Annotated in this window: 25 protein-coding genes; 16 read left to right on the plus strand and 9 right to left on the minus strand. The window is 56.4% G+C overall.

The features are described from left to right. Positions 1 to 279 precede the first annotated feature (279 nt). The 7 genes from sufA (at position 280) to IM303_RS02420 (ending at position 6,907) form a co-directional block, all read left to right on the plus strand. Entirely contained in the window at positions 280 to 648 is a 369-nt protein-coding gene (gene sufA / locus IM303_RS02390) for a Fe-S cluster assembly scaffold SufA (RefSeq protein ID WP_041910386.1), read from the plus strand. An 8-nt stretch (positions 649 to 656) separates the two neighbouring features. After that, entirely contained in the window at positions 657 to 2,147 is a 1,491-nt protein-coding gene (gene sufB / locus IM303_RS02395) for a Fe-S cluster assembly protein SufB (protein WP_028012865.1), read from the plus strand. 9 nt (positions 2,148 to 2,156) lie between these two features. Beyond that, positions 2,157 to 2,903 (plus strand): Fe-S cluster assembly ATPase SufC, encoded by a 747-nt coding sequence (gene sufC, locus IM303_RS02400; protein ID WP_041910384.1) that lies wholly within the window; start codon positions 2,157 to 2,159, stop codon positions 2,901 to 2,903. After that, a complete protein-coding gene (gene sufD / locus IM303_RS02405; protein WP_049000810.1) occupies positions 2,878 to 4,149 on the plus strand; it encodes a Fe-S cluster assembly protein SufD in 1,272 nt (423 codons plus the stop codon). The genes sufC and sufD overlap by 26 nt, the downstream gene beginning before the upstream one ends. Further along, on the plus strand, positions 4,146 to 5,366 hold the full coding sequence (sufS, locus tag IM303_RS02410; protein ID WP_193359550.1) for a cysteine desulfurase SufS: 1,221 nt from the start codon (positions 4,146 to 4,148) through the stop codon (positions 5,364 to 5,366). The genes sufD and sufS overlap by 4 nt, the downstream gene beginning before the upstream one ends. Positions 5,367 to 5,379: 13 nt before the next feature. Next, the gene (gene sufE / locus IM303_RS02415) at positions 5,380 to 5,796 is read left to right on the plus strand and encodes a cysteine desulfuration protein SufE (RefSeq protein WP_028012869.1); all 417 of its coding nucleotides are present in this window, start codon (positions 5,380 to 5,382) and stop codon (positions 5,794 to 5,796) included. Positions 5,797 to 5,893: 97 nt separating this feature from the next. Then, positions 5,894 to 6,907 (plus strand): L,D-transpeptidase family protein, encoded by a 1,014-nt coding sequence (locus tag IM303_RS02420; RefSeq protein WP_049000814.1) that lies wholly within the window; start codon positions 5,894 to 5,896, stop codon positions 6,905 to 6,907. A gap of 60 nt (positions 6,908 to 6,967) precedes the next feature. Here the strand turns inward: IM303_RS02420 and lpp are convergent, their stop codons facing one another. The 4 genes from lpp to IM303_RS02440 form a co-directional block, all read right to left on the minus strand. Further along, on the minus strand, positions 6,968 to 7,204 hold the full coding sequence (gene lpp / locus IM303_RS02425; RefSeq protein WP_001082307.1) for a murein lipoprotein Lpp: 237 nt from the start codon (positions 7,202 to 7,204) through the stop codon (positions 6,968 to 6,970). A gap of 309 nt (positions 7,205 to 7,513) precedes the next feature. Further along, positions 7,514 to 8,926, minus strand: coding sequence for a pyruvate kinase PykF (pykF, locus tag IM303_RS02430; RefSeq protein ID WP_049000817.1), 1,413 nt, complete (start codon positions 8,924 to 8,926; stop codon positions 7,514 to 7,516). Positions 8,927 to 9,303: 377 nt separating this feature from the next. Then, entirely contained in the window at positions 9,304 to 10,449 is a 1,146-nt protein-coding gene (locus tag IM303_RS02435; protein WP_048960384.1) for a PLP-dependent aspartate aminotransferase family protein, read from the minus strand. 11 nt (positions 10,450 to 10,460) lie between these two features. Continuing rightward, a complete protein-coding gene (locus IM303_RS02440; protein ID WP_049000820.1) occupies positions 10,461 to 11,831 on the minus strand; it encodes a cystathionine beta-synthase in 1,371 nt (456 codons plus the stop codon). A gap of 400 nt (positions 11,832 to 12,231) precedes the next feature. On the opposite strand from IM303_RS02440, the gene IM303_RS02445 reads away from it, so the two are divergent. The 4 genes from IM303_RS02445 to fumD all read left to right on the plus strand — a co-directional run bounded on the left by IM303_RS02445 (position 12,232) and on the right by fumD (position 15,071). Beyond that, positions 12,232 to 13,254 carry a methionine ABC transporter ATP-binding protein gene (locus IM303_RS02445; RefSeq protein WP_045630167.1) on the plus strand — a complete coding sequence of 341 codons (1,023 nt, stop codon included), beginning with the start codon at positions 12,232 to 12,234 and terminating at the stop codon, positions 13,252 to 13,254. Further along, positions 13,247 to 13,915: a methionine ABC transporter permease gene (locus tag IM303_RS02450; RefSeq protein WP_028012874.1), complete on the plus strand. Its 669-nt coding sequence runs from the start codon at positions 13,247 to 13,249 to the stop codon at positions 13,913 to 13,915. Before IM303_RS02445 ends, IM303_RS02450 begins: the two co-directional genes overlap by 8 nt. 23 nt (positions 13,916 to 13,938) lie before the next feature. Beyond that, the gene (locus tag IM303_RS02455; RefSeq protein ID WP_028012875.1) at positions 13,939 to 14,751 is read left to right on the plus strand and encodes a MetQ/NlpA family ABC transporter substrate-binding protein; all 813 of its coding nucleotides are present in this window, start codon (positions 13,939 to 13,941) and stop codon (positions 14,749 to 14,751) included. A 110-nt stretch (positions 14,752 to 14,861) separates the two neighbouring features. Beyond that, on the plus strand, positions 14,862 to 15,071 hold the full coding sequence (gene fumD / locus IM303_RS02460; protein WP_028012876.1) for a fumarate hydratase FumD: 210 nt from the start codon (positions 14,862 to 14,864) through the stop codon (positions 15,069 to 15,071). Here fumD and IM303_RS02465 read toward each other — a convergent pair. Genes IM303_RS02465 through IM303_RS02480 form a run of 4 tightly spaced genes read right to left on the minus strand, consistent with a single transcriptional unit; the run spans position 15,052 to position 18,116 of the window. Beyond that, positions 15,052 to 15,738, minus strand: a complete 687-nt coding sequence (locus tag IM303_RS02465) for an amino acid ABC transporter permease (RefSeq protein WP_028012877.1) — start codon at positions 15,736 to 15,738, stop codon at positions 15,052 to 15,054. The genes fumD and IM303_RS02465 overlap by 20 nt on opposite strands. Further along, entirely contained in the window at positions 15,722 to 16,468 is a 747-nt protein-coding gene (locus tag IM303_RS02470) for an amino acid ABC transporter permease (RefSeq protein ID WP_049000823.1), read from the minus strand. The genes IM303_RS02465 and IM303_RS02470 overlap by 17 nt, the downstream gene beginning before the upstream one ends. Then, the gene (locus IM303_RS02475) at positions 16,468 to 17,283 is read right to left on the minus strand and encodes an amino acid ABC transporter ATP-binding protein (protein ID WP_049000826.1); all 816 of its coding nucleotides are present in this window, start codon (positions 17,281 to 17,283) and stop codon (positions 16,468 to 16,470) included. The genes IM303_RS02470 and IM303_RS02475 overlap by 1 nt, the downstream gene beginning before the upstream one ends. Positions 17,284 to 17,285: 2 nt before the next feature. After that, positions 17,286 to 18,116 carry an ABC transporter substrate-binding protein gene (locus IM303_RS02480; RefSeq protein WP_071993779.1) on the minus strand — a complete coding sequence of 277 codons (831 nt, stop codon included), beginning with the start codon at positions 18,114 to 18,116 and terminating at the stop codon, positions 17,286 to 17,288. A 241-nt stretch (positions 18,117 to 18,357) separates the two neighbouring features. Between IM303_RS02480 and IM303_RS02485 the strand changes: the two genes are divergently transcribed. The 3 genes from IM303_RS02485 to IM303_RS22140 all read left to right on the plus strand — a co-directional run bounded on the left by IM303_RS02485 (position 18,358) and on the right by IM303_RS22140 (position 20,272). Next, a complete protein-coding gene (locus tag IM303_RS02485; RefSeq protein WP_032644868.1) occupies positions 18,358 to 18,525 on the plus strand; it encodes a hypothetical protein in 168 nt (55 codons plus the stop codon). A gap of 144 nt (positions 18,526 to 18,669) precedes the next feature. Beyond that, entirely contained in the window at positions 18,670 to 20,076 is a 1,407-nt protein-coding gene (locus tag IM303_RS02490; RefSeq protein ID WP_049000829.1) for a DUF1996 domain-containing protein, read from the plus strand. A 16-nt stretch (positions 20,077 to 20,092) separates the two neighbouring features. Further along, the gene (locus IM303_RS22140) at positions 20,093 to 20,272 is read left to right on the plus strand and encodes a LuxR C-terminal-related transcriptional regulator (protein WP_049000831.1); all 180 of its coding nucleotides are present in this window, start codon (positions 20,093 to 20,095) and stop codon (positions 20,270 to 20,272) included. Positions 20,273 to 20,307: 35 nt separating this feature from the next. Here IM303_RS22140 and IM303_RS02500 read toward each other — a convergent pair whose 3' ends face one another. Beyond that, entirely contained in the window at positions 20,308 to 20,448 is a 141-nt protein-coding gene (locus IM303_RS02500; protein WP_003857665.1) for a hypothetical protein, read from the minus strand. A 125-nt stretch (positions 20,449 to 20,573) separates the two neighbouring features. On the opposite strand from IM303_RS02500, the gene IM303_RS02505 reads away from it, so the two are divergent. Beyond that, the gene (locus IM303_RS02505) at positions 20,574 to 21,356 is read left to right on the plus strand and encodes an MBL fold metallo-hydrolase (protein WP_192970965.1); all 783 of its coding nucleotides are present in this window, start codon (positions 20,574 to 20,576) and stop codon (positions 21,354 to 21,356) included. 72 nt (positions 21,357 to 21,428) lie between these two features. After that, complete coding sequence (locus tag IM303_RS02510; RefSeq protein ID WP_028012884.1) at positions 21,429 to 22,064, plus strand: carbonic anhydrase; 636 nt, start codon at positions 21,429 to 21,431, stop codon at positions 22,062 to 22,064. Positions 22,065 to 22,072: the final 8 nt, after the last annotated feature.

The raw sequence follows: 22,072 nt of genomic DNA on the forward strand, positions 1-22,072 counted from the left end.
GACACTCCCAGAACAAAAGCTATCTCAAAAATAGGCATTTCCGATACATATTTTACTTTTCCTCTCTTCGCTGTTTTCTACAACAGATAATCCATTAATTTTCAAAGTATTGAACAATTAAATCCATCCCGCCCGCATCTTCTGACAGGGTCTATGCTTAATAAAAGTAGACAAAAAGGGCGGTTTAGCCGAATGCCCCTGCTGACAGAGGGTTGAAGTGATAATCGTTATCACTAACATGGTGTTATGCCCTGATGGCTAATCAGATGAGGTGGACCTATGGAACTGCATTCAGAAACCTTCAATCCTGCCGATTTTGCCTGGCGAGGATTAACGCTCACGCCTGCGGCGGCGGCGCATATCCACGAGCTGGTGGCAAAAAATCCCGACATTCTCGGCGTGCGCTTAGGCGTTAAGCAGACCGGCTGCGCGGGCTTTGGCTACGTGCTGGATACCGTCACCGCACCGGAAAAAGATGACCTGGTGTTTGAAACCGACGGCGCAAAGCTGTACGTCGCGCTGCAGGCTATGCCGTTTATCGATGGAACCGAAGTGGATTACGTGCGGGAAGGTTTAAACCAGTTATTCAAATTTCATAACCCGAAAGCCCAGAACGAATGCGGCTGCGGCGAAAGCTTTGGGGTATAGGCGGTACTATGTCTCGTAATACTGAAGCAACGAGTGATGTAAACACCTGGAGCGGCGGACACCTCAACTATAAAGAAGGTTTTTTCACGCAGCTGCAGACCGACGAGCTGGCGAAAGGCATTAATGAAGATGTGGTGCGCGCCATTTCGGCCAAACGTAACGAGCCCGAGTGGATGCTCGAATTTCGCCTGAGCGCGTTCCGCGCCTGGCTGGAGATGGAAGAGCCGCACTGGCTGAAAGCCCACTACGACAAGCTGAACTATCAGGATTACAGCTACTACTCCGCGCCCTCCTGCGGCAGCTGTGACGATACCTGCGCCTCGCAGCCCGGCGCGGTCCAGCAGACCGGTGCCGAGAACAGCTTCCTGAGCAAAGAGGTTGAAGAGGCGTTTAACCAGTTGGGCGTGCCCGTGCGCGAGGGGAGAGAGGTGGCGGTGGACGCCATTTTCGACTCCGTCTCGGTGGCGACCACCTACCGTGAAAAGCTGGCCGAGCAGGGGATCATTTTCTGCTCCTTTGGCGAAGCCATTCATGACCATCCCGATCTGGTGAAAAAGTACATCGGCACAGTGGTACCGAGCAACGATAACTTCTTCGCCGCGCTGAATGCCGCGGTAGCCTCTGACGGCACCTTTATCTACGTGCCGAAAGGCGTGCGCTGCCCGATGGAGCTCTCCACCTATTTCCGCATCAACGCCGAAAAAACCGGACAGTTTGAACGCACCATTCTGGTAGCGGACGAAGGCAGCTACGTCAGCTATATCGAAGGGTGCTCCGCCCCGGTGCGCGACAGCTACCAGCTGCACGCGGCGGTGGTAGAGGTCATCATTCACAAAGACGCCGAGGTGAAATACTCCACGGTGCAGAACTGGTTCCCCGGCGACGGCAATACCGGCGGTATCCTGAACTTCGTCACCAAGCGCGCGCTGTGCGAAGGCGAAAACAGCAAAATGTCCTGGACGCAGTCGGAAACTGGCTCCGCTATTACCTGGAAATACCCGAGCTGTATTCTGCGCGGGGATAACTCCATCGGTGAGTTTTACTCGGTGGCGCTGACCAGCGGGCATCAGCAGGCCGATACCGGCACTAAGATGATCCACATTGGGAAAAACACCAAATCGACGATTATCTCGAAGGGGATCTCCGCCGGGCATAGCCAGAACAGCTATCGCGGGCTGGTGAAAATCATGCCGACGGCCACCAACGCGCGCAACTTCACCCAGTGTGATTCAATGCTGATCGGTGCCGACTGCGGGGCGCATACCTTCCCGTACGTCGAGTGTCGCAACAACACGGCTCAGCTGGAGCACGAGGCGACCACGTCGCGCATTGGGGAAGATCAGCTCTTCTACTGCCTGCAGCGCGGCATCAGCGAAGAAGATGCCATTTCGATGATTGTGAACGGCTTCTGTAAGGACGTGTTCTCTGAACTGCCGCTGGAATTCGCCGTTGAAGCACAAAAACTCCTCGCCATTAGTCTTGAACACAGCGTCGGTTAAGGAAAGCACATGTTAAGTATTAAAGATTTACAGGTTAGCGTGGAAGAGAAAGCGATCCTGCGCGGTCTCAATTTTGACGTCAAGCCGGGTGAAGTTCACGCCATCATGGGGCCAAACGGCTCCGGGAAAAGTACGCTTTCAGCGACGCTGGCGGGACGCGAAGATTACGAAGTGACAGGCGGCTCGGTCGAATTTAACGGCAAAGATCTTCTGGAGATGTCGCCGGAAGACCGCGCGGGTGAGGGCATTTTTATGGCCTTCCAGTACCCGGTGGAAATTCCGGGTGTAAGCAATCAGTTTTTCCTCCAGACGGCGCTGAATGCGGTGCGCAAGTATCGCGGCCAGGAGGCGCTGGATCGCTTCGACTTCCAGGATCTAATGGAAGAGAAGATCAAACTGCTGAAAATGCCGGAAGACCTGCTGACCCGCTCGGTCAACGTCGGCTTTTCCGGCGGCGAGAAAAAGCGTAACGATATCCTGCAGATGGCGGTGCTGGAGCCCGAGTTGTGCATTCTGGATGAGACCGACTCCGGTCTGGATATCGACGCCCTGAAGATTGTCGCCGATGGGGTGAATTCCCTGCGCGACGGCAAGCGCTCGTTCATTATTGTCACCCACTACCAGCGCATTCTGGACTACATCAAGCCGGACTATGTCCACGTGCTTTACCAGGGACGTATTGTGAAATCCGGTGATTTTACGCTGGTTAAACAACTGGAGGAGCAGGGCTATGGCTGGCTTACCGAACAGCAGTAATGCGCTCCAGCAGTGGCACCGGCTGTTTGAGGAGCAGGGTAATACGCGCTCCGAGCAGGCGCAGCAGCACCTGCAGCAGATGCTGCGCCTCGGCCTGCCGACGCGGAAGCATGAGAACTGGAAATACACCCCACTCGACGGCCTGCTGAACGGCGAGTTTGTGACGCGTCTGGCGGAGATTGACCCGGCCCGGCGCGACGATCTGGCGCTGACGGTGGATGCGGTGCGTCTGGTCTTTGTCGACGGCGTCTGGCGTCCAGAACTGAGTGATGACGCCCGGGATAGCGGGTTCGATATCGTCATTAACGACGACCGCCAGAGACTGAGCACCCCGGTTCAGCCGGAAGTTTTCCTCCACCTGACCGAGAGCCTGGCCCGCAGCGTGACGCATATTCAGGTCAAGCGTAACCAGCGTCCGGCAAAACCGCTGCTGCTGATGCACATCACACAGGGCGTGGAGGGCGATGAGATCAACACCGCGCACTATCGCCATCACCTTGAGCTGGCGGAGGGGGCGGAGGCCACGGTAATCGAACATTACGTCAGCCTCAACGAGACCCGCCACTTTACCGGATCGCGGCTGACGATGAACGTTGCCGCCAATGCGCAGCTTTACCATATTAAGCTGGCGTTTGAGAATCCGCAGAGCCACCATTTTGCCCATAACGATCTTCTGCTGGGCCAGGATGCCGCGGCGTACAGCCACAGCTTCCTGCTCGGCGGCGCGGTGCTGCGCCACAACACCAGCACGCAGCTTAACGGTGAAAACACTACGCTGCGCATCAACAGCCTGGCGATGCCGGTGAAGGCAGAAGTGTGCGACACGCGCACCTGGCTTGAGCACAACAAAGGCTACTGCAACAGCCGACAACTGCACAAAACCATCGTCAGCGATAAAGGGCGGGCGGTGTTTAACGGCCTGATTAACGTGGCCCAGCACGCCATCAAAACCGACGGGCAGATGACCAACAACAATCTGCTGCTGGGGCGCCTGGCGGAAGTGGACACCAAGCCGCAGCTGGAGATCTACGCCGACGACGTAAAATGCAGTCACGGCGCGACGGTCGGTCGGATCGACGACGAGCAGATGTTCTACCTGCGCTCGCGAGGCATCGACCAGCAGGCGGCGCAGAAAATGATCATCTACGCCTTCGCGGCGGAGCTTACGGAAGCGCTGCACGATGGCGTATTGAAGCAGCAGGTGCTGGCCCGCATTGGTCAGCGTCTGCCCGGAGGCGAAGCATGAGTTTTCCCGTAGAGAAAGTGCGGGCCGATTTCCCGGTTCTGACCCGTGAAGTGAACGGCCTGCCGCTGGCCTATCTCGATAGCGCGGCCAGCGCGCAGAAGCCGAATCAGGTGGTGGATGCGGAAGCCGAGTTCTACCGCCACGGCTACGCCGCCGTGCATCGCGGTATTCATACCCTGAGCGCCGAGGCGACCCAGCGCATGGAAAACGTGCGCACGCAAATTGCAGCCTTCCTCAATGCACGCCTGCCGGAAGAGCTGGTATTTGTGCGCGGCACAACCGAGGGGATTAACCTCGTCGCCAACAGCTGGGGCAACGCCCAGGTGCGCGCGGGGGATAACATCATCATCACCCAGATGGAGCACCACGCCAATATTGTGCCGTGGCAGATGCTCTGCGAGCGTGTCGGCGCGCAGCTGCGGGTCGTTCCGTTGAACGACGATGGCACGCTGCAGCTGGAGCAGCTTGACGCCCTGCTGGACGATAAAACGCGGCTGGTGGCGGTCACCCAGGTCTCTAACGTGCTGGGCACCGAAAACCCGGTGACAGAGATTATCGCAAAAGCCCATCAGGCCGGCGCGAAGGTGCTGATTGACGGCGCGCAGGCGGTAATGCACCACGCGGTGGACGTGCAGGCGCTGGACTGCGATTTCTACGTATTCTCCGGGCATAAGCTCTACGGCCCGACCGGGATTGGCGTGCTGTATGTGAAAGAGGACATCCTGCAGGCGATGCCGCCGTGGGAAGGGGGCGGATCGATGATCGCCACCGTCAGCCTGACGGAAGGGACGACCTACGCCCGCGCGCCCTGGCGTTTCGAGGCGGGCACCCCCAACACTGGCGGGATTATCGGCCTGGGGGCGGCGGTGTCTTACGTCACCGCAATCGGCCTCGACGCCATTCAGGAGTACGAACAGCTGCTGATGCACTACGCGCTGCAGGAGCTTGCCAGCGTGCCTGACCTTACCCTGTATGGCCCTGCTGACCGACAGGGCGTGATTGCCTTTAACCTGGGGAAACACCACGCCTATGACGTGGGCAGCTTCCTCGATAACTACGGCGTGGCCGTCCGTACCGGGCACCACTGCGCCATGCCGCTGATGGCTTTTTACCAGGTGCCGGCAATGTGCCGCGCATCGCTGGTGATGTATAACACAATGGAAGAGGTCGACAGGCTGGTGGCGGGGCTTAAGCGCATTCACCAGCTGCTGGGCTAAGAAGAGGCAAAAGATGGCAGAACTGCCGGACAGAGACAAATTGCTGCGCAACTTTGGACGCTGTGCAAACTGGGAAGAGAAGTACCTTTATATCATTGAGCTGGGGCAGCGTCTGCCACCGCTCGGTGAAGAGGCGCATAACCCGGAAAACATTATTCAGGGCTGCCAGAGCCAGGTGTGGATTGTGATGGAGCAGTCTGACGACGGCACTATCGCCCTGCACGGCGACAGCGATGCGGCCATTGTAAAAGGGCTGATTGCGGTCGTCTTTATTCTTTACCACCGGATGTCGGCGCAGGATATCGTCGCGTTCGATGTCCGCCCGTGGTTTGAAAAAATGGCCCTGACCCAACACCTCACCCCGTCCCGCTCCCAGGGGCTGGAAGCGATGATTCGCGCCATTCGCGCCAAAGCTGCAATCCTTAGCTAGACTTACAGAACAGCATTCATTCTGTTTCGCGAGGTGGTTCCCGCCTCGCTGGTTTTTCAGCTTTCTGGCATCCTGCCAGTGAATAAGGAATCTCAGCATGAAGCGCGCGTCTCTAATAACTCTATTACTCCTTAGTTCGCTCGGTACGTTTAATTCGGCCCGCGCGATGGACTATCCGTTGCCGCCTGCAGGCAGCCGTCTGATTGGGCAAAATCAAACCTACACGATACAGGAAGGAGATAATAAGCTTCAGACTATCGCCCGTCGGTTTAATACGGCGGCGCAGGTGATCCTTGAAACGAACAATACCATTGCGCCAGTAAACCCGGCACCGGGTACCGTTATCACCATCCCGTCGCAGATGTTGCTGCCGGATACCCCGCGCGAAGGCATTGTGGTTAACCTGGCCGAGCTTCGGCTCTACTACTTCCCGCCGGGAGAAAATATTGTCCAGGTATTCCCGCTCGGCATCGGACAGTTGGGGCTGGAAACGCCGGTGAGCACCACCCGCGTCAGCCAAAAAATCCCTAATCCAACCTGGACGCCAACGGCGGGCATCAGAGCACGTTCCCTGGCCCAGGGAATTAAATTGCCACCCGTCGTCCCGGCGGGGCCAAATAACCCGCTGGGGCGCTATGCGCTGCGTCTGGGAATTGGTAATGGGGAATATCTTATTCACGGCACCAGCGCGCCGGACAGCGTAGGTCTGCGCGTCAGTTCCGGCTGTATGCGAATGAACGCCCCGGATATTAAAGCCCTGTTTGAACAGGTGCGGGTCGGCACGCGGGTACAGATCATCAACGAGCCGGTGAAATTCTCGGTTGAGCCGGACGGTAAGCGTTATATTGAGGTCCACCGTCCGCTGGCGCAGGTGGAGGGTGAGAACCCGCAGATTTCGCCCATTACCCACTCGGCAGACTTTGCCACCTTTGTTTCTCAGGCCGGAAGCGATAAGGTGTTAATTGATAAAGCCCTGGCGCGCCGTGCCGGGATCCCGGTTGTCGTATCCGCGGGTAGCGGCCCGTCGGCCAGCAATAGCGTGTTGTCAGTGCAGAACAGCCGGGTGTCTGCTGCGGTAGCAGAAGAGGAAGGGGAAAAGGTAACGCAGTAGCAGTTTGACGCAGGCAAAAAAAATGGCGCACAATGTGCGCCATTTTATTAACAGGTACTATTACTTACGGTATTTAGTAGCCTGGTTGTCCAGACGCTGGTTAGCGCGAGCTGCGTCGTCTTTAGCAGCCTGAACGTCGGAACGCATTGCGTTCACGTCGTTGCTCAGCTGGTCAACTTTAGCGTTCAGAGTCTGAACGTCAGAAGACAGCTGATCGATTTTAGCGTTGCTGGAGCAACCAGCCAGCAGAGTAGAACCCAGGATTACCGCGCCCAGTACCAGTTTAGTACGATTCATTATTAATACCCTCTAGATTGAGTTAATCTCCATGTAGCGTTACAAGTATTACACAAACTTTTTTGGGTTGAGAATATTTTTTTGATGGGAATACGCCTATTTTTGATCGTTCGCTCAAAGAAGCATCGAATCAGTGCGTTTTGAGTAAAAAGCTATGTAAAAAAAGGCATTTTTCATCGGATTCATCTTAGATAAATCGCATTTAAATAGAAAAACCCGATTTGCTTTTTGAATGAATTTGGCTAATGCCGGGAATAAAAAAAGCGCCCATTGGGCGCTTTTTATCAAATTTAATTCGTTCGTGAATTATTACAGCACGTGAACGGAGGCAGTATTGGTTGTTCCGCTTGGTACCAGAGCACCAGAAACCATTACAACCACGTCGCCCTTCTGCGCCAGACCGCTTTCCAGAGCCATTGCTTTACCCTGAATGTAGAAATCGTCAGTCGAGGCGATCTCTTTGACCAGGTGCGCAACCACGCCTTTGCTCAGCACCAGCTGACGTGCGGTGGTTTCGTTGGTGGTCAGGGCCAGGATGGTGGCATCCGGGAAGTATTTACGCACTGCGCGCGCAGATTTACCGCCCTGGGTCGCAACAACAATCAGTGGCGCTTCCAGTTTCTCAGCGGTTTCTACCGCACCGCGGCATACTGCTTCAGTGATGCGCAGCTTGCGGCTGTCGTTGTTGAAGTCCAGACGGCTGGTCATCACGCGGTCAGTACGTTCGCAGATGGTCGCCATGATGCCGACCGCTTCCAGAGGGTATTTCCCTTTCGCGGATTCACCGGACAGCATTACTGCATCGGTACCGTCGAGGATGGCGTTCGCCACGTCGCCTGCTTCAGCGCGGGTAGGGCGTGGGTTTTTGATCATGGAGTCCAGCATCTGCGTGGCGGTGATAACCACTTTACGCGCGCGAACACATTTCTCGATCATCATCTTCTGCGCGAAGATCACTTCTTCAACCGGGATTTCAACGCCCAGGTCGCCACGAGCAACCATGATGCCGTCAGACGCTTCGAGGATTTCGTCGAAGTTGTTCAGGCCTTCCTGGTTTTCGATTTTGGAGATGATCTGGATCTTCTCGCCGCCGTGGGCTTTCAGGTGCTCACGAATTTCAACCACGTCGGAACGCTTACGGATGAAGGACGCCGCAACGAAATCAACGCCTTGTTCGCAGCCGAAGATCAGGTCCTGTTTGTCTTTCTCCGCCAGTGCTGGCAGCGCGATAGAAACGCCCGGCAGGTTAACGCCTTTGTTTTCGCCCAGGTCGCCGTTGTTCAGCACTTTACAGATAACCTTGTTACCTTCGATAGCGGTGACTTCCATACCGATCAGACCATCGTCGACCAGCACGGTGTTACCCACGGACAGATCGCTGGTGAAGCCTTCATAGGTGACCGCAACGATTTCGCTGTTACCAATAACGGATTTGTCGGTAGTGAAGGTGAAGGTCTGGCCCGCTTTCAGAGAGACGTCGTTACCGCCTTCCAGTTTGATGGTACGGATTTCCGGACCTTTGGTGTCGAGCAGGATCGCCGCTTTTTTACCGGTCTTGCTCATCACGTTGCGCAAGTTCTGGATACGCTGACCGTGTTCTGCGTAGTCACCGTGGGAAAAGTTCAGACGCATCACGTTCATGCCGGCGTCCAGCATTTTGCTCAGCATCTCTTCGGATTCGGTTTTCGGGCCGATAGTACAAACAATTTTCGTCTTTTTCATGACAGTCTTAGTCTTTAAGTTGGGAAGGATATGGAAATCTCGCTCCGGGGGCGCACCGCCGCGGAGTCAAACCTGTGTTGCAAAAGAGTATATGACACGCACTAAGGATAGGAGACATCAAATGAGCGTGCAGAAGAAAGTGTGCCTGAGTGACAGCCCAACGAAGGAGAGGAGAAGTTGTACGTTGTTTTTTGTATTCCAAGCGCTGAAACCATTCACCAGGGATTTGGCGCGCATTATACGCTAATTTTAAGATAAAAGGAAAATGGAAACGGTGTTTCAGAATTAATCAATGCCGTTTCACATAATATTGTTATCAAGGCGTTAAGCCATGATGACAACTTTTGGCGGCAGGTGAGCGACCTGCCGCCGTTTGCTTATTTTTGCAGCGCCTGGCTGAGGTCGGCAATCAGGTCTTTTGGATCTTCAATGCCTACCGAGAGGCGGATCAGCTGCGGCACAATACCGTTTGCCAGCCGTTGCTCCAGCGGAATCGAGGCGTGCGTCATGCTGTAAGGCTGGCTCACAAGGCTCTCCACCCCGCCCAGGCTTTCCGCGAGGGTGAACAGCTTCAGGTTGCGAATCACCTCGGTGGCGCGTTGCGCATCGCCTTTTACCACGACGGAAATCATGCCACCGGGCAGCGCCATCTGCGTGCGGGCTAGTTGGTACTGCGGATGTGATTCCAGGCCGGGATAGAATACCTTTTCGACCAGAGGATGCTGCGCCAGCCATTGCGCAATCTCCAGCGCGTTGCTGCTGTGCTTTTCTACCCTCAGCGCAAGCGTGCGGATACCGCGCAGGGTCAGGAAGCTGCTGAACGGATCCAGGACACCACCGACCGCATTTTGCAGATAGCCAAGCTGGTCCGCCAGCGCCGGATTATCTCCCACCACTGCCAGCCCAGCCACCACGTCAGAGTGGCCGTTAAGGTATTTGGTGGCGGAGTGCACCACGATATCGAAACCGGACGCCAGCGGACGGTGGATCACCGGCGATGCGAACGTGTTATCCGCCACGCTGATGACGTTATGACGACGGGCGATCGCCGCAATGGCCGCCAGATCCGCCAGCTTCAGCAGCGGGTTGGTCGGCGTTTCGACCCACACCATGCGGGTCTCCGGGCGAATGGCGGCCTCAAGCCCGGCCAGGTCGTCCGGCTTAACCCAGCTGACCTGCAGGCCGGTGCTGCGTTTGCGCACGTTTTCAATCAGGCGGTACGTCCCGCCGTAAACGTCATCAATGGCGACGATATGGCTGTCTTTATCCAGCAGCTCGAGCACCGTGGAGATGGCCGCCAGACCGGAAGCAAAGGCGTAGCCGCGCGTGCCGCCTTCCAGTTCGGCGATGGCGGTTTCCAGCGCATGGCGCGTTGGGTTGCCGCTGCGGGAATACTCATAGCCGGTATGCTCGCCCGGTGACGGTTGCGCAAACGTCGACGTGGCGTAAATCGGCGGCATGACGGCGCCGTGCGGGTCGTTGAATGCGCCGCTGTGGACGCTCAGGGTTGCCAGGTTTTTCATCGTTTAATCCTTTATTGCTGTAGACGATTGCGCCACGCGGTCAGGACGTCGCTGCGCGTAATCAGACCGAGAAAACGGTCATTGTCGTTAATGACGGCCACCAGACCGCGGTCGAAGATGGCGTGCAGGGCACTCTCCGTGGCACGTTTATCGAGAAATTCCACCTGACGGGTCATGGCCGCCGTGACCGGCAGGGCAAAGCGGTCGCCGTCGCCGCCGATATGCCGCAGCAGATCCCACTCGTCGATAATGCCCACCACCTTGCCGTTCTCCAGGACCGGCAACTGAGAGATGTCATACAGACGCATGCGTGCCAGTACGGTGGAAAGCGTATCGTCCGGCGCGGCGGTGACGGTAGCGCCTTCATCATGGCGCAGGGCAATGTAGTCAGAGAGGTCGCCCGCCTGAGGGCGCGTGATAAGCCCCTGCTGGCGCATCCAGTCGTCGTTAAACATCTTCGAGAGATACTTATTGCCGCTGTCACAGGCAAAGGTCACCACGCGCTTCGGCGTGGTCTGCGCCTGGCAATACTTCAGCGCCGCCGCCAGCAGCGTGCCGCTGGAGGAGCCCGCCAGAATGCCTTCCGTTTTCAGCAGCTCGCGCGCGGTGGCGAACGCTTCGCGGTCGGAGATGCGCCAGGCGCGATTCACCCCTTCGATGTGGGCCAGCGGGGGAATAAAGTCTTCGCCAATTCCCTCTACCAGCCAGGAGCCCGCGTCGTGGTAGCGTCCGGTTTCCACCTGGTCAGCGAGAACGGATCCGGCCGGGTCAGCCAGGACAAACTCGGTGTGCGGAGAGTGCTCGGCGAACCACGCCTGCAGGCCACCGAGCGTACCACCTGAGCCGACGCCGACGACGATGGCGTCAATTCTGCCGTCAAGCTGCTCGTACAGCTCCGGTGCCGTGGTGGTGCGGTGCGCCAGCGGGTTGGCCACGTTATTGAACTGGTCGATGTAAAACGCGCCCGGCAGCTCGTTAGCCAGACGCCGGGCGTAATCCTGGTAATAGGCGGGGTGGCCCTTATTCACGTCCGAGCGGGTCAGCACTACCTGAGCACCCAGCGCGCGCAGGTGGAAAATCTTTTCGCGGCTCATTTTGTCGGGCACTACGAGGATCAGCGAGTAGCCTTTCTGGGCGGCGATCAGCGCCAGGCCGAGGCCGGTATTGCCCGCCGTGGCCTCAATAATCGTGCCGCCCGGCTGCAGCTGGCCGGTACGCTCCGCTTCGTTAATCATCGACAGCGCAACGCGGTCTTTAATCGAGCCGCCGGGGTTCTGGTTCTCCAGCTTCAGAAACAGTGAGCAGGGACCGGTATCAAGCTTATGCAGCTGGATCAGCGGCGTGCGGCCAATCAGTTCGGTGACGGAGTGGTAAATCGTCATGATGTTTTCCTTTCGGGATGTCATGACGGGATGATAGGGCGATGAAATTTTCTCAATAAAGAACCATTCACTGCCGTTTAGAACAGAAAGGAATATAAATACCGTTTTTGGATGTCAGGACAGCAAGACGTAAAGTTGTCTGGATGTGGGGATGGCTATATCGGGATAAAATGCTGCAAAAATGACCGTTTTTTACGCGCGTCCGCCAGCAGATATGCATCCGGCAGATAATCATTGCTGAAATTGGTCTAAATGCTTCCCACCCGGTAAATCCGGTGTTTATTTCCGAAAGTTATAACACATTCTTTTTTGTTCATTTAAAAGCTGATAACGCCTGTTTACTATCGTTTGGACATCCATACTTCTAAACCGCCGAGGGCGGCACGGATAACGAATAAGAATGATTGTACTGAGCAATATTTCGAAGGTTTTTGACAACGGAAAGGTGGCACTCACAGCCGTTGATAACGTCAATTTGACGATAGAGCAGGGACAAATATACGGCATTATCGGTTACAGCGGCGCCGGGAAAAGCACGCTGATTCGCCTGCTGAACGGTCTGGAGAAACCCAGCGCCGGGAGCGTCACCATTAACGGGCAGGATATCTCCGCCGCAAAAGGTGAAGCGCTGCGCCAGGCGCGCCTGAAAATCAGCATGGTGTTTCAGCACTTCAACCTGCTGTGGTCGCGCACGGTGAGTGAGAACATTGCTTTCTCTATGCAAATTGCCGGTGTGCCAAAAGCGAAGATTAAGGCGCGCGTCGCCGAACTGGTGGAGCTGGTTGGCCTGAAAGGACGCGAAAATGCGTATCCGTCGCAGCTGAGCGGCGGGCAAAAGCAGCGCGTGGGGATTGCGCGCGCGCTGGCCAACAACCCCGACGTGCTGCTCTGCGATGAGGCTACGTCCGCGCTCGACCCGCAGACCACCGATCAGATCCTCGATCTGCTGCTGGACATTAACCGCCGCTTCAAACTCACCATCGTGCTGATCACGCACGAGATGCACGTGGTGCGCAAAATCTGCGACCGCGTGGCGGTGATGGAGAACGGCAAAGTGGTGGAAGAGGGCGACGTGCTGAGCGTCTTTACCCATCCACAGCAGCCGATTACGCAGCAGTTTGTCCGCCAGGTGAGCCAGTACGCCGAGGAAGAGACCTTCAATACCGAACTGGCAAGCGATCTGGAAGGCACGGTGATCAGGCTGACCTTTACCGGACACAGCACGCACAAGCCGATTGTCGGGGAACTCACCCTGCGCTACGGCCTGCCGTTTAACATCCTGCACGGAAAAATGACGCAGACCGCCCACGGTGTTTTCGGGCAGCTCTGGGTCCACGTGGCGGCATCCGATGAACAACTGAACAATATCCTCGCCGACCTGCAGCACAGCGATATTGAAGGCGAGGTAATTAAACATGTCTGAGAATCTCTTTCCGCATCTCAAGTGGGATCAGCTCTGGGCTGCAACGCTGGAGACGCTGTACATGACCGCGCTTTCCGGCGTGGCGACCTTTGTGCTGGGCATCGTGCTGGGGCTGGCGCTGTTTTTAACCGCGCGCGGTGGCTTGTTCCACAACCGCACGGTCTACAGCGTCATTTCGATAGTGGTGAACGTGTTCCGCTCGATTCCGTTCATCATTCTCATCGTTCTGCTGATCCCGTTCACCAAGACCGTCGTCGGCACCATTCTTGGTGCCAACGCGGCGCTGCCGGCGCTGATCGTGGGTGCCGCACCGTTCTACGCACGCCTGGTGGAAATTGCCCTGCGTGAAGTGGATAAAGGCGTGATAGAAGCCACGCGCTCGATGGGCGCACGGCTTAGCACGCTCGTGTTTCGGGTTTTACTGCCGGAATCATCACCTGCACTGGTATCAGGTATTACGGTGACGCTAATTGCGTTGGTGAGCTACAGCGCCATGGCGGGGGTGATTGGTGCCGGCGGTTTAGGAAATCTGGCTTATCTGGAAGGATTCCAGCGCAACCATGGTGACGTCACGCTGGTGGCAACGGTGACCATTTTAATCATCGTTTTCATTATCCAGTTCTGCGGCGATGTCATTACTTCACTGTTAGATAAACGCTAATAAATACACACAGGAACCACATCATGAAAAAGACACTGACACTGATCGCCGCCGCAACCCTGAGCGCCCTGAGCTTCGCCTCCTGGGCCGACACCCTGACCGTGGGCGCATCCAACACGCCGCACGCCGAAATTCTGGAGCAGGCAAAGCCGATTCTGGCGAAGCAGGGTATCGACCTGGAGATTAAACCGTTCCAGGACTACATTCTGCCGAACACTGCGCTGGCGGGTCATGACATCGACGCGAACTATTTCCAGCACATTCCTTACCTGAACAGCGTGCTGAAAGATCATGCGGGCGATAAAGACTACGATTTTGTCAGTGCGGGCGCGATCCACATTGAGCCAATCGGCATCTACTCAAAAAAATACAAATCCCTGAAGGATCTGCCGGAAGGCGGCAAGATCATCATGCGTGATGCGGTTTCCGAGGAAGGCCGTATTCTCTCCATCTTCGAAAAAGAGGGCGTGATCAAGCTGAAGCCGGGCATCGACAAAGTGACGGCGCGCATCAGCGATATCGTTGAGAACCCGAAAAAACTGAAGTTCACGCCGAACGTGGAAGCGTCCCTGCTGCCGCAGATGTATAACAACGACGAAGGCGACGCGGTGGTGATTAACGCCAACTATGCGATAGACGCCGGTCTGGATCCGGTTCACGACCCGATTGCGGTAGAGAGCGGTGAAAACAACCCGTACGCCAACATCATTACCGTGCATCGCGGTGACGAGAAGAAGAAAGACATCGTCGCGCTGGTGAACGTGCTGCACTCCAAAGAGATTCAGGACTGGATCCGCACCAAATACAAAGGCGCGGTCATTCCAGTAAACAACTAATTATTTGATTTTCCAGATGAAGCCCGGCGAGATCCTCGCCGGGCTTCTTTTTTGTATCCGGCGGGAGAATCATTTAAGCTCAACGTTTAACAGGCAATGGAGTGATGACGATGGGTAACGTGACCAAAGATGAAGCGCTGTACCAGGAGATGTGCCGGGTGGTCGGAAAGGTGGTGCTGGAGATGCGTGATTTAGGGCAGGAGCCGAAGCATATTGTCATTGCGGGCGTGCTGCGCACGGCGCTGGCGAACCAGCGCATCAAGCGCAGCGCACTGACAACCGAAGCGATGGAAACGGTGGTTAAGGCGCTGGCCGGCTAACGCGCCAGCGTTTCGCGACCTGTTCAAGCGAGCAGCAGAGCAAGTAATAGACCGCACCCGTAAAGATAAAGATGGCCGCCGGGTAGATTTGCACCCGGTTATTGACCTGTCCCGCCACCGTTGTCAGCTCCGGGACGTTGACGATGAATGCCAGCGACGTATCCTTCAGCAGGCTGATAAAAATTCCCACCAGCGACGGCAAAATATTTCTCAGCGTCTGCGGCAGTAGCACGCGCCACAGGGTTTGCTGCGTGCTGAACCCCTGAGACAGCGCGGCCTCGTTTTGACCCGCTGGGAGCGCCCTGAGCCCGGCAAAAACCGAATGCATCACCGATGCCGCCGTAAACCAGGCCAGCGCCAGCGTCACGGTCAGCGCCCCCGGCAGATCCCCTCCGGTGATCAGCGGCAACAGATACCACATCCAGAAAATCACAAAAATCAGGGGAATACCGCGAATCAACTCCGCCCACAGAAAAAGCCCCCTGCGCACCAGCCCAGGATAGCGCCAGGCGAGGCACGCCAGCGTCACGCCGCCGGGAAGCGCAAGCAGGGCGGCCCCTGCGGCCATCAGCAGCGAAAGCAGTACGCCGCCGGGTTCACCCGCTGCCGTTCGTCCCCACAGCAGATAATCCAGGTTTTCGACAATAACGTTAAATCCTGTAACCATCTTTTTTCCTCCCTGAATGCGGACCGACGCGCACCAGCACCATCCCCATGACAATGCCGGTAAGCAAATAGAGCACCGTACCGACGATAAACGCCTCCATGGCGTGGGCGTTGTAACTTTCAATCTGCCGGACCTGGTAGGTTAGCTCAGCGAAGCCAATCCCGCTGGCGAGCGAGGAGAGCTTCATCAAATTGAGGTACTGGCCGACAACGGGCTGCCAGGCGTTGGCGAGCCCCTGCGGCAGAAGGATGTAGCGAAATAAACGCCACGAGGAGAACCCTTGCGCCAGCGCCGCTTCCTGCTGTCCGGCAGGAACAGAACGCAGTCCCGATGCCGCTTCCTCAATTAAAAACGCCGAAGTAAAAACGCCCAGCCCCCAGGCAGAACATAAAAACTCAGGGGTAAACCACCAGACGTCGCCGGGCAGAATTGACCAGCTGTGATCCGCATTCACCGCGTCTCGAAAGCCCTGCGGTAACCCGTTCCAGGCGGCGAAATACCAGAACAGCAGCTGGACCAACAGCGGCGTATTGCGAAACAGCGATACCCAGCCGCTGACGACCGCATTCCCGATGCGTCCACCGGAAAGACGCAGGAGCAAAAAGAACGGTGCAAGCAGGCTGGCGATCAGGCCCCCCGCCAGCGTCACCCACAGGGTGGTGAGAAATCCGGAGAGTATCCACTGCAGAGGCTGTCCGGCCAGCACGCCCTGCCAGTCGAGGGCGGGCATCAGAGGTGCTCCTGGTGCAGCGGGTTCAGCACTTTTTGCAGGAAACGCTGCGCCCGGGGATGCGACGGTTGACGGAAAAATTGCCCCGGCGGCGCGGTTTCAAGAATCTGCCCGCCGTCGATAAAGACAATCCGGTCGGCAATTTCCCGGGCGAACTGCATCTCATGAGTCACGACAATCATGGTGATCCCGCTATGGGCAAGGGCTTTCATGACGAATAACACTTCGCCAATCATCTCCGGATCGAGCGCCGACGTCGGCTCGTCGAAGAGGATGATCTGCGGCGACGAGGCCAGGGCGCGGGCAATCGCCACGCGCTGCTGCTGGCCGCCGGAAAGCTCAGCGGGGAGGTGGTGAGCCTTTTCCTGCATTCCGACCTTCTCCAGCAGTGCCAGCGCGCGCTCCTGAGCTGGCTGCGGCTTCCAGCCGTGCACATGCTCCAGTGCGAGGGTGATGTTCTGGCTGGCGGTGAGGTGGGCATACAGATTGAACTGCTGAAACACAAATCCAACGCGGCTGCGCAGCTGACGCAGCCTGCTGCCGGAAAGCTGCCCGGTCGGCTTGCTGTCGACCAGGATTTCCCCGCCGCTCAGGGTTTCAAGCTGATTGATAAGACGGATCAGCGTTGATTTACCCGAACCGGAAGGGCCGAGAATAGCAACCACTTCACCGGGCGTGATGGTGAGGTTAATGTCGCGTAAAACCTGATGGTCGCCGTAGCGTTTGTCCACGTGACGAAACTCAACGCTGGCCTGTTCCAGATGTGAAAAATCCGCGGCACCGGCCGCGGAGTGGGAAAATAAACCTGAGAGCATAATTACCTGGCTTCTATTTTAAAGGCGCGAGGCTGTGGAGCGGGCGTATTTGGGCCAAACCAGACGTCATAGATTTTTGCCGCCTGACCGTTCTTCTCGAGATTAACCAGCTCATCGTTGACGGCTTTCAGCAGCGCCGTTTCACCTTTCTTCACCCCGACGCCAATTTCTTCTTTACTGAGCAGATCGGGCAGGATTTTGAAGTTCGCTTTATCCGGAGCCTGTGCCAGCAGGCCTGCAAGAATTGTGCTGTCCTGGGTAATGGCCTGCACGTTGCCGTTGCGCAGCGCCGTCAGCGCCAGAGGAATGTCGTCATAAGCCAGCACGCGGGACTGCGGGAAACGCTGGTGGAGCGCCTGTTCACCCGTGGTGCCTTTGACCGCGCCAATGCGCGCCCGGCTGTATTCATCCAGCTTATCGGGCGATTTGGCGGGAACCAGGAACTGTTGTCCGGTCACGAAATAGGGGGTGGAGAAATCAATCACCTGCGCGCGTTCCGGGGTGATGGTGATATCCGCTACGATCAGGTCTGCTTTACCGGACTGAAGCAGCGGAATTCGGTTGGCCGGATTGGTGGCAACCAGTTCAAGCTTCACGCCGAGTGATTTTGCCAGTGCTTTGGCAAAGTCCACGTCGTAACCCACGATCTCGTGCGTTTTTGCATCAATTGAGCCAAACGGTGGGTTGGCGTCAAACGTGGCGACTTTCACCACCCCCGCGGCCTTAATATCCTCCAGCCGATCGGCCAGCGCCTGCGCTGAAAACAGGCTCCCGGCGGCCAGTAATCCCAGAACTGCCGTCCCTTTTTTAAACCTTTTCATCTTTGCTGCCATAGTCATCGTTCGTCCCGTTGTTTTTGTTTTGCACCGTTACGCTCCCATAAGCAAAAGCTATCGCCAAATAAGAAAATGTTCTTTGCTCTATACAAAAAAGCATTAGTGAACAGTGTGTTACCGGCAGGTAAATGTAAGGAGCTATTTGCACTTCCTGCACATTGACTGCCGGAATTGATATTTCCGCGGCCAGGAAACGCGTGCTTAACTCAGGGCTGGTGAAGCGAGAGGGGTAAAGGCAATGAAAAAATGGATCGGCACGCTACGGCGGTTTTTTGCGACCCGGCCAGCGAATGCGGAGAACAGCGCGCAGCGTGTTCTGGAGTCAATACTGCCTGTTGCCAGCCTGTATGGCGTGGACGTCGCTAACATCGACCCGGAGTGGTTCCATGATAAAACGTCACGCTGAACTTCGCCGCACGCGCGAAACGTACTGGAATGAACTGTGCGTGATCCGTGTAAAGCAGGGATGAACGGAAAAATACGCGGGCAAATCCTCGGTAAACCCTGGCCGTTTTGATACCAATATCTCCTTTCTCAGAAGGAGATGATAATGAAACGGACAGTATTAACCCCGGCACTTTCTGCCACCGCACTACTGATTGCCATGCAGGCGGCGCACGCTGCGCCACAGGCGCACGTCGTCTGCGGTTACTCCCACACGCTCGGCGACGATGCCATTATGATGCACGGCATGCCCAACGAGGCCATGCTGCACGATTTTTTTGGCAACGTGCAAACGGATGCCTTCTCCAGCCGTGAATCGCTGCGTAAAGATGAAAAGACCACCTGCGATAACAAAGCAGACAGCTCGGCCTACTGGGCACCCTCTCTGAAATTGCCTGACGGAACGGTGGTCAAACCCGCCTATCAAAAAACCTATTATCAGGCATCGAACGTCGACACCTGGCCGCTGCACCCGTTCCCGGCGGGGCTGTCGCTGCTGGCGGGCGATCATCACGGCACCGCGCCGAATCCACATATCACCTTCCTGTGCGCTAACGGCAAGGGCTACACCACCAAAACGGGTGAGGTCTGCGGCTTACGCAAGGCGAACGATGCCGTGCAGTTTAATATCGGCATTCAGTTTCCGAACTGCTGGGACGGGGTAAATCTTAAGCCCGCTCACGGTCTGGCCAACGCCACCTACGACACCAAAGGGCAGTGCCCGTCCGACTTCCCGGTGAAAATTCCCACTGTGAACATGAACATTGCGTACGTGCTCCCGACGATTAGCTCGCTCGATACCAGCAAAGCGCAGCTTTCTCTCGACCCCATCATGCACGGCAACGAGCGTGAAGAGCGGTGGGGGAGCCTGTATACGGCGCATGCTGATTTTATGAACGGCTGGACGGAAGACGCCGCGCGCTTTATGACCGATCTGTGCATGAACCGCGGTCTGGACTGCGGCACCACCGTTCCGTATGGTTATTCAAAAGCGAAGGCCAGCGTCTGGCTCAGCAGCCTGGAGCCCGCGCTTACCCAGCCAGAGCCCCAGGTCCTGCTGGTGCAGGATAACTGGCAGAACGGCGGGCGCACCAAAAACAGCGAAACGCTGTCGCTGGTGAAGTTTCACATTCCCCCGCTGCCTGCCGGACAGGATCCTTCGCAGTTTAAATACCGCGTGCGGATTTATGGCGGGAAAGTGGAAACCAACGGCGCGGATCAAATTTTCTTCTATCCGGCAAGCAACGACTGGGATCCGGCCAGCGTGAGCTGGCAGTCGCGGCCAGCCTGTAACTATCGTTCGGATGCGGTGCTTTACCTTAACCACTCCCGCGAATACCGGATGGTGGACGTGGATAAAGCGGTGCGCAAGGCGCTGGCAGAAGGGAAAACCGAGATTTCGTGGTACATCGGCGGCGATCGTCAGGGAAATCACTACCAGTTTGAGACGGCGTCTTCCCCGCAAAGCCTGATCCTGATGCTGACCGGCTTTAGCAAAACGCCTGAGATCTGATTACGCCCGCGTTTTTTTGTTCTCAGCAACGTTAACTGGTAATGTCGACAGTCTGAAAAATGAGAAGGGCATTCTGGTTACCCTGACCGTACTGCTGGAAGGGTGCAGTAATAAAGAGGTGGCTGCACGCCTGAATCTTTCCCCGAGAACCGTGGAAGCGCACCGTGCGGCGGCCATTGACGGGCTGAAAAAGTAAAATAAAAAAGCACCGGTTTACCGGTGCTTTTTTTATCAAATCTTGCAGGCATCACCGCAGTCGTCGTCGGCAACAATCGCCTGCGCTTTTTTATCCGCGTCGTCCAGACGTTCCGCGTTACGCTCTTCCGCTTCATCCAGACCGTTAAAAACTAAGTTATCGAGATCAATTTCCATGTTGCACCTGCTCTGTTCGGTTTTTGATACTGGCACAGTATAGGGTAAAAAACGTCGGCAATGTACCTCGCAGCACATAAGGATAATCCCTGCCATACTCAGTGCTTTATCACCGAGGAGCGCTCATGATTACACTCTGTAAAACCTGCGGTACCTCCTATGATGGAAAGCCGGAGAGATGTCCGATTTGCGAGGATGAACGCCAGTATGTCCCGGTCAGCGGTCAGGCGTGGATTGATTACGCGACGGTGACGGCCACGCACGTGAATAAATGGCAGCAGCTGGAGCCCGCGCTGTTCAGTATCAAAACGGTTCCCGCTTTTGCGATTAACCAGAGGGCGCTGCTTCTGCGCACCCCGCACGGCAATATTCTTTGGGACTGCATTGCCAACCTTGACCCGGCAACCCAAACGCTCATCACCGCGCTCGGTGGCCTTCACGCCATTGCGATTTCGCATCCGCACTATTACACCACGATGCAGGAGTGGGCCGCGGCTTTCGATGCTCCGGTCTACCTGCACGCCAGCGACCGCGAATGGGTGATGCGCAACAGCCCGGCGATTCATTTCTGGGAGGGGGAGGCGCTGGAGATTTGGCCGTCCGTCACTTTGCTACGTCTCGGCGGCCATTTTGCGGGCGGAACGGTACTGCACTGGCAGGAGGGCGAGGGCGTTTTGCTGGCGGGGGATATTTTGCAGGTCACCCCGGGGAAAGATGCGGTGTCTTTTATGTGGAGCTACCCGAATATGCTCCCGCTGCCTGTCCGTACGGTTGAGGACGTTACCCGGCGCCTGGCGGGAAAATCATTCGCTCGTCTTTACGGCGCGTTCGAAGGGCAAAACATCCCGGCGAACGCCGACGACATCGTGCAGCGGTCGGGCCAGAAATATATTGCTTGTCTCAGGTAAAGTACGGTGGGTAAACTTTACGAGTGTGATCGCGATCATACCTAAACGAAAACAGATAAAAGAGAAATTGCTATGCAACATATCATTGAAGGTTTTCTCAGCTTTCAAAAAGAGATTTTCCCGCAACGTAAAGAGCTCTTTCGCAGTTTAGCGTCCAGCCAGAATCCCAAAGCGCTGTTCATCTCCTGCTCCGACAGCCGTCTGGTTCCTGAACTGGTCACCCAGCAAGAGCCGGGACAGCTTTTTGTCATTCGTAATGCTGGCAACATTGTTCCGCCTTTCGGGCCGGAGCCGGGCGGCGTATCTGCAACTATCGAATACGCGGTGGTGGCGCTGGGCGTGACGGATATCGTGATCTGCGGCCACTCCAACTGCGGCGCGATGAAGGCGATTGCCGATAACGCCAACCTGGAGCCAATGCCAGCCGTATCGCACTGGCTGCGCTATTCCGACGCGGCGAAAGCCGTGGTAGAGAAGAAAAGCTGGGACAAGCCGATCGATAAAGTGAATGCGATGGTGCAGGAGAACGTGTTTGCGCAACTGAGCAACATCAAGACCCATCCGTCCGTCGCGGTGGGCCTGCGTAATAATTCGCTTCGTCTGCACGGTTGGGTGTATGACATTGAAAGCGGCAAAATCCTTGCCCTGGATAAGAACACCAAAACGTTCGTATCGCTGTCGGAAAACCCAGAGGTCTTCTTCGAGTAATTACCGAT

Source organism: Enterobacter cloacae complex sp. P38RS (assembly GCF_014930775.1).
Classification (GTDB): Bacteria; Pseudomonadota; Gammaproteobacteria; order Enterobacterales; family Enterobacteriaceae; genus Enterobacter; species Enterobacter bugandensis.

What these genes read in the sequence shown, in the direction of transcription:
- sufA (WP_041910386.1), top strand. Translation starts at nt 280, where the DNA reads ATGGAACTGCATTCAGAAACCTTCAATCCTGCCGATTTTGCCTGGCGA.
- sufB (WP_028012865.1), top strand. Translation starts at nt 657, where the DNA reads ATGTCTCGTAATACTGAAGCAACGAGTGATGTAAACACCTGGAGCGGC.
- sufC (WP_041910384.1), top strand. Translation starts at nt 2,157, where the DNA reads ATGTTAAGTATTAAAGATTTACAGGTTAGCGTGGAAGAGAAAGCGATC.
- sufD (WP_049000810.1), top strand. Translation starts at nt 2,878, where the DNA reads ATGGCTGGCTTACCGAACAGCAGTAATGCGCTCCAGCAGTGGCACCGG.
- sufS (WP_193359550.1), top strand. Translation starts at nt 4,146, where the DNA reads ATGAGTTTTCCCGTAGAGAAAGTGCGGGCCGATTTCCCGGTTCTGACC.
- sufE (WP_028012869.1), top strand. Translation starts at nt 5,380, where the DNA reads ATGGCAGAACTGCCGGACAGAGACAAATTGCTGCGCAACTTTGGACGC.
- IM303_RS02420 (WP_049000814.1), top strand. Translation starts at nt 5,894, where the DNA reads ATGAAGCGCGCGTCTCTAATAACTCTATTACTCCTTAGTTCGCTCGGT.
- lpp (WP_001082307.1), bottom strand. Translation starts at nt 7,204, where the DNA reads ATGAATCGTACTAAACTGGTACTGGGCGCGGTAATCCTGGGTTCTACT.
- pykF (WP_049000817.1), bottom strand. Translation starts at nt 8,926, where the DNA reads ATGAAAAAGACGAAAATTGTTTGTACTATCGGCCCGAAAACCGAATCC.
- IM303_RS02435 (WP_048960384.1), bottom strand. Translation starts at nt 10,449, where the DNA reads ATGAAAAACCTGGCAACCCTGAGCGTCCACAGCGGCGCATTCAACGAC.
- IM303_RS02440 (WP_049000820.1), bottom strand. Translation starts at nt 11,831, where the DNA reads ATGACGATTTACCACTCCGTCACCGAACTGATTGGCCGCACGCCGCTG.
- IM303_RS02445 (WP_045630167.1), top strand. Translation starts at nt 12,232, where the DNA reads ATGATTGTACTGAGCAATATTTCGAAGGTTTTTGACAACGGAAAGGTG.
- IM303_RS02450 (WP_028012874.1), top strand. Translation starts at nt 13,247, where the DNA reads ATGTCTGAGAATCTCTTTCCGCATCTCAAGTGGGATCAGCTCTGGGCT.
- IM303_RS02455 (WP_028012875.1), top strand. Translation starts at nt 13,939, where the DNA reads ATGAAAAAGACACTGACACTGATCGCCGCCGCAACCCTGAGCGCCCTG.
- fumD (WP_028012876.1), top strand. Translation starts at nt 14,862, where the DNA reads ATGGGTAACGTGACCAAAGATGAAGCGCTGTACCAGGAGATGTGCCGG.
- IM303_RS02465 (WP_028012877.1), bottom strand. Translation starts at nt 15,738, where the DNA reads ATGGTTACAGGATTTAACGTTATTGTCGAAAACCTGGATTATCTGCTG.
- IM303_RS02470 (WP_049000823.1), bottom strand. Translation starts at nt 16,468, where the DNA reads ATGCCCGCCCTCGACTGGCAGGGCGTGCTGGCCGGACAGCCTCTGCAG.
- IM303_RS02475 (WP_049000826.1), bottom strand. Translation starts at nt 17,283, where the DNA reads ATGCTCTCAGGTTTATTTTCCCACTCCGCGGCCGGTGCCGCGGATTTT.
- IM303_RS02480 (WP_071993779.1), bottom strand. Translation starts at nt 18,116, where the DNA reads ATGGCAGCAAAGATGAAAAGGTTTAAAAAAGGGACGGCAGTTCTGGGA.
- IM303_RS02485 (WP_032644868.1), top strand. Translation starts at nt 18,358, where the DNA reads ATGAAAAAATGGATCGGCACGCTACGGCGGTTTTTTGCGACCCGGCCA.
- IM303_RS02490 (WP_049000829.1), top strand. Translation starts at nt 18,670, where the DNA reads ATGAAACGGACAGTATTAACCCCGGCACTTTCTGCCACCGCACTACTG.
- IM303_RS02500 (WP_003857665.1), bottom strand. Translation starts at nt 20,448, where the DNA reads ATGGAAATTGATCTCGATAACTTAGTTTTTAACGGTCTGGATGAAGCG.
- IM303_RS02505 (WP_192970965.1), top strand. Translation starts at nt 20,574, where the DNA reads ATGATTACACTCTGTAAAACCTGCGGTACCTCCTATGATGGAAAGCCG.
- IM303_RS02510 (WP_028012884.1), top strand. Translation starts at nt 21,429, where the DNA reads ATGCAACATATCATTGAAGGTTTTCTCAGCTTTCAAAAAGAGATTTTC.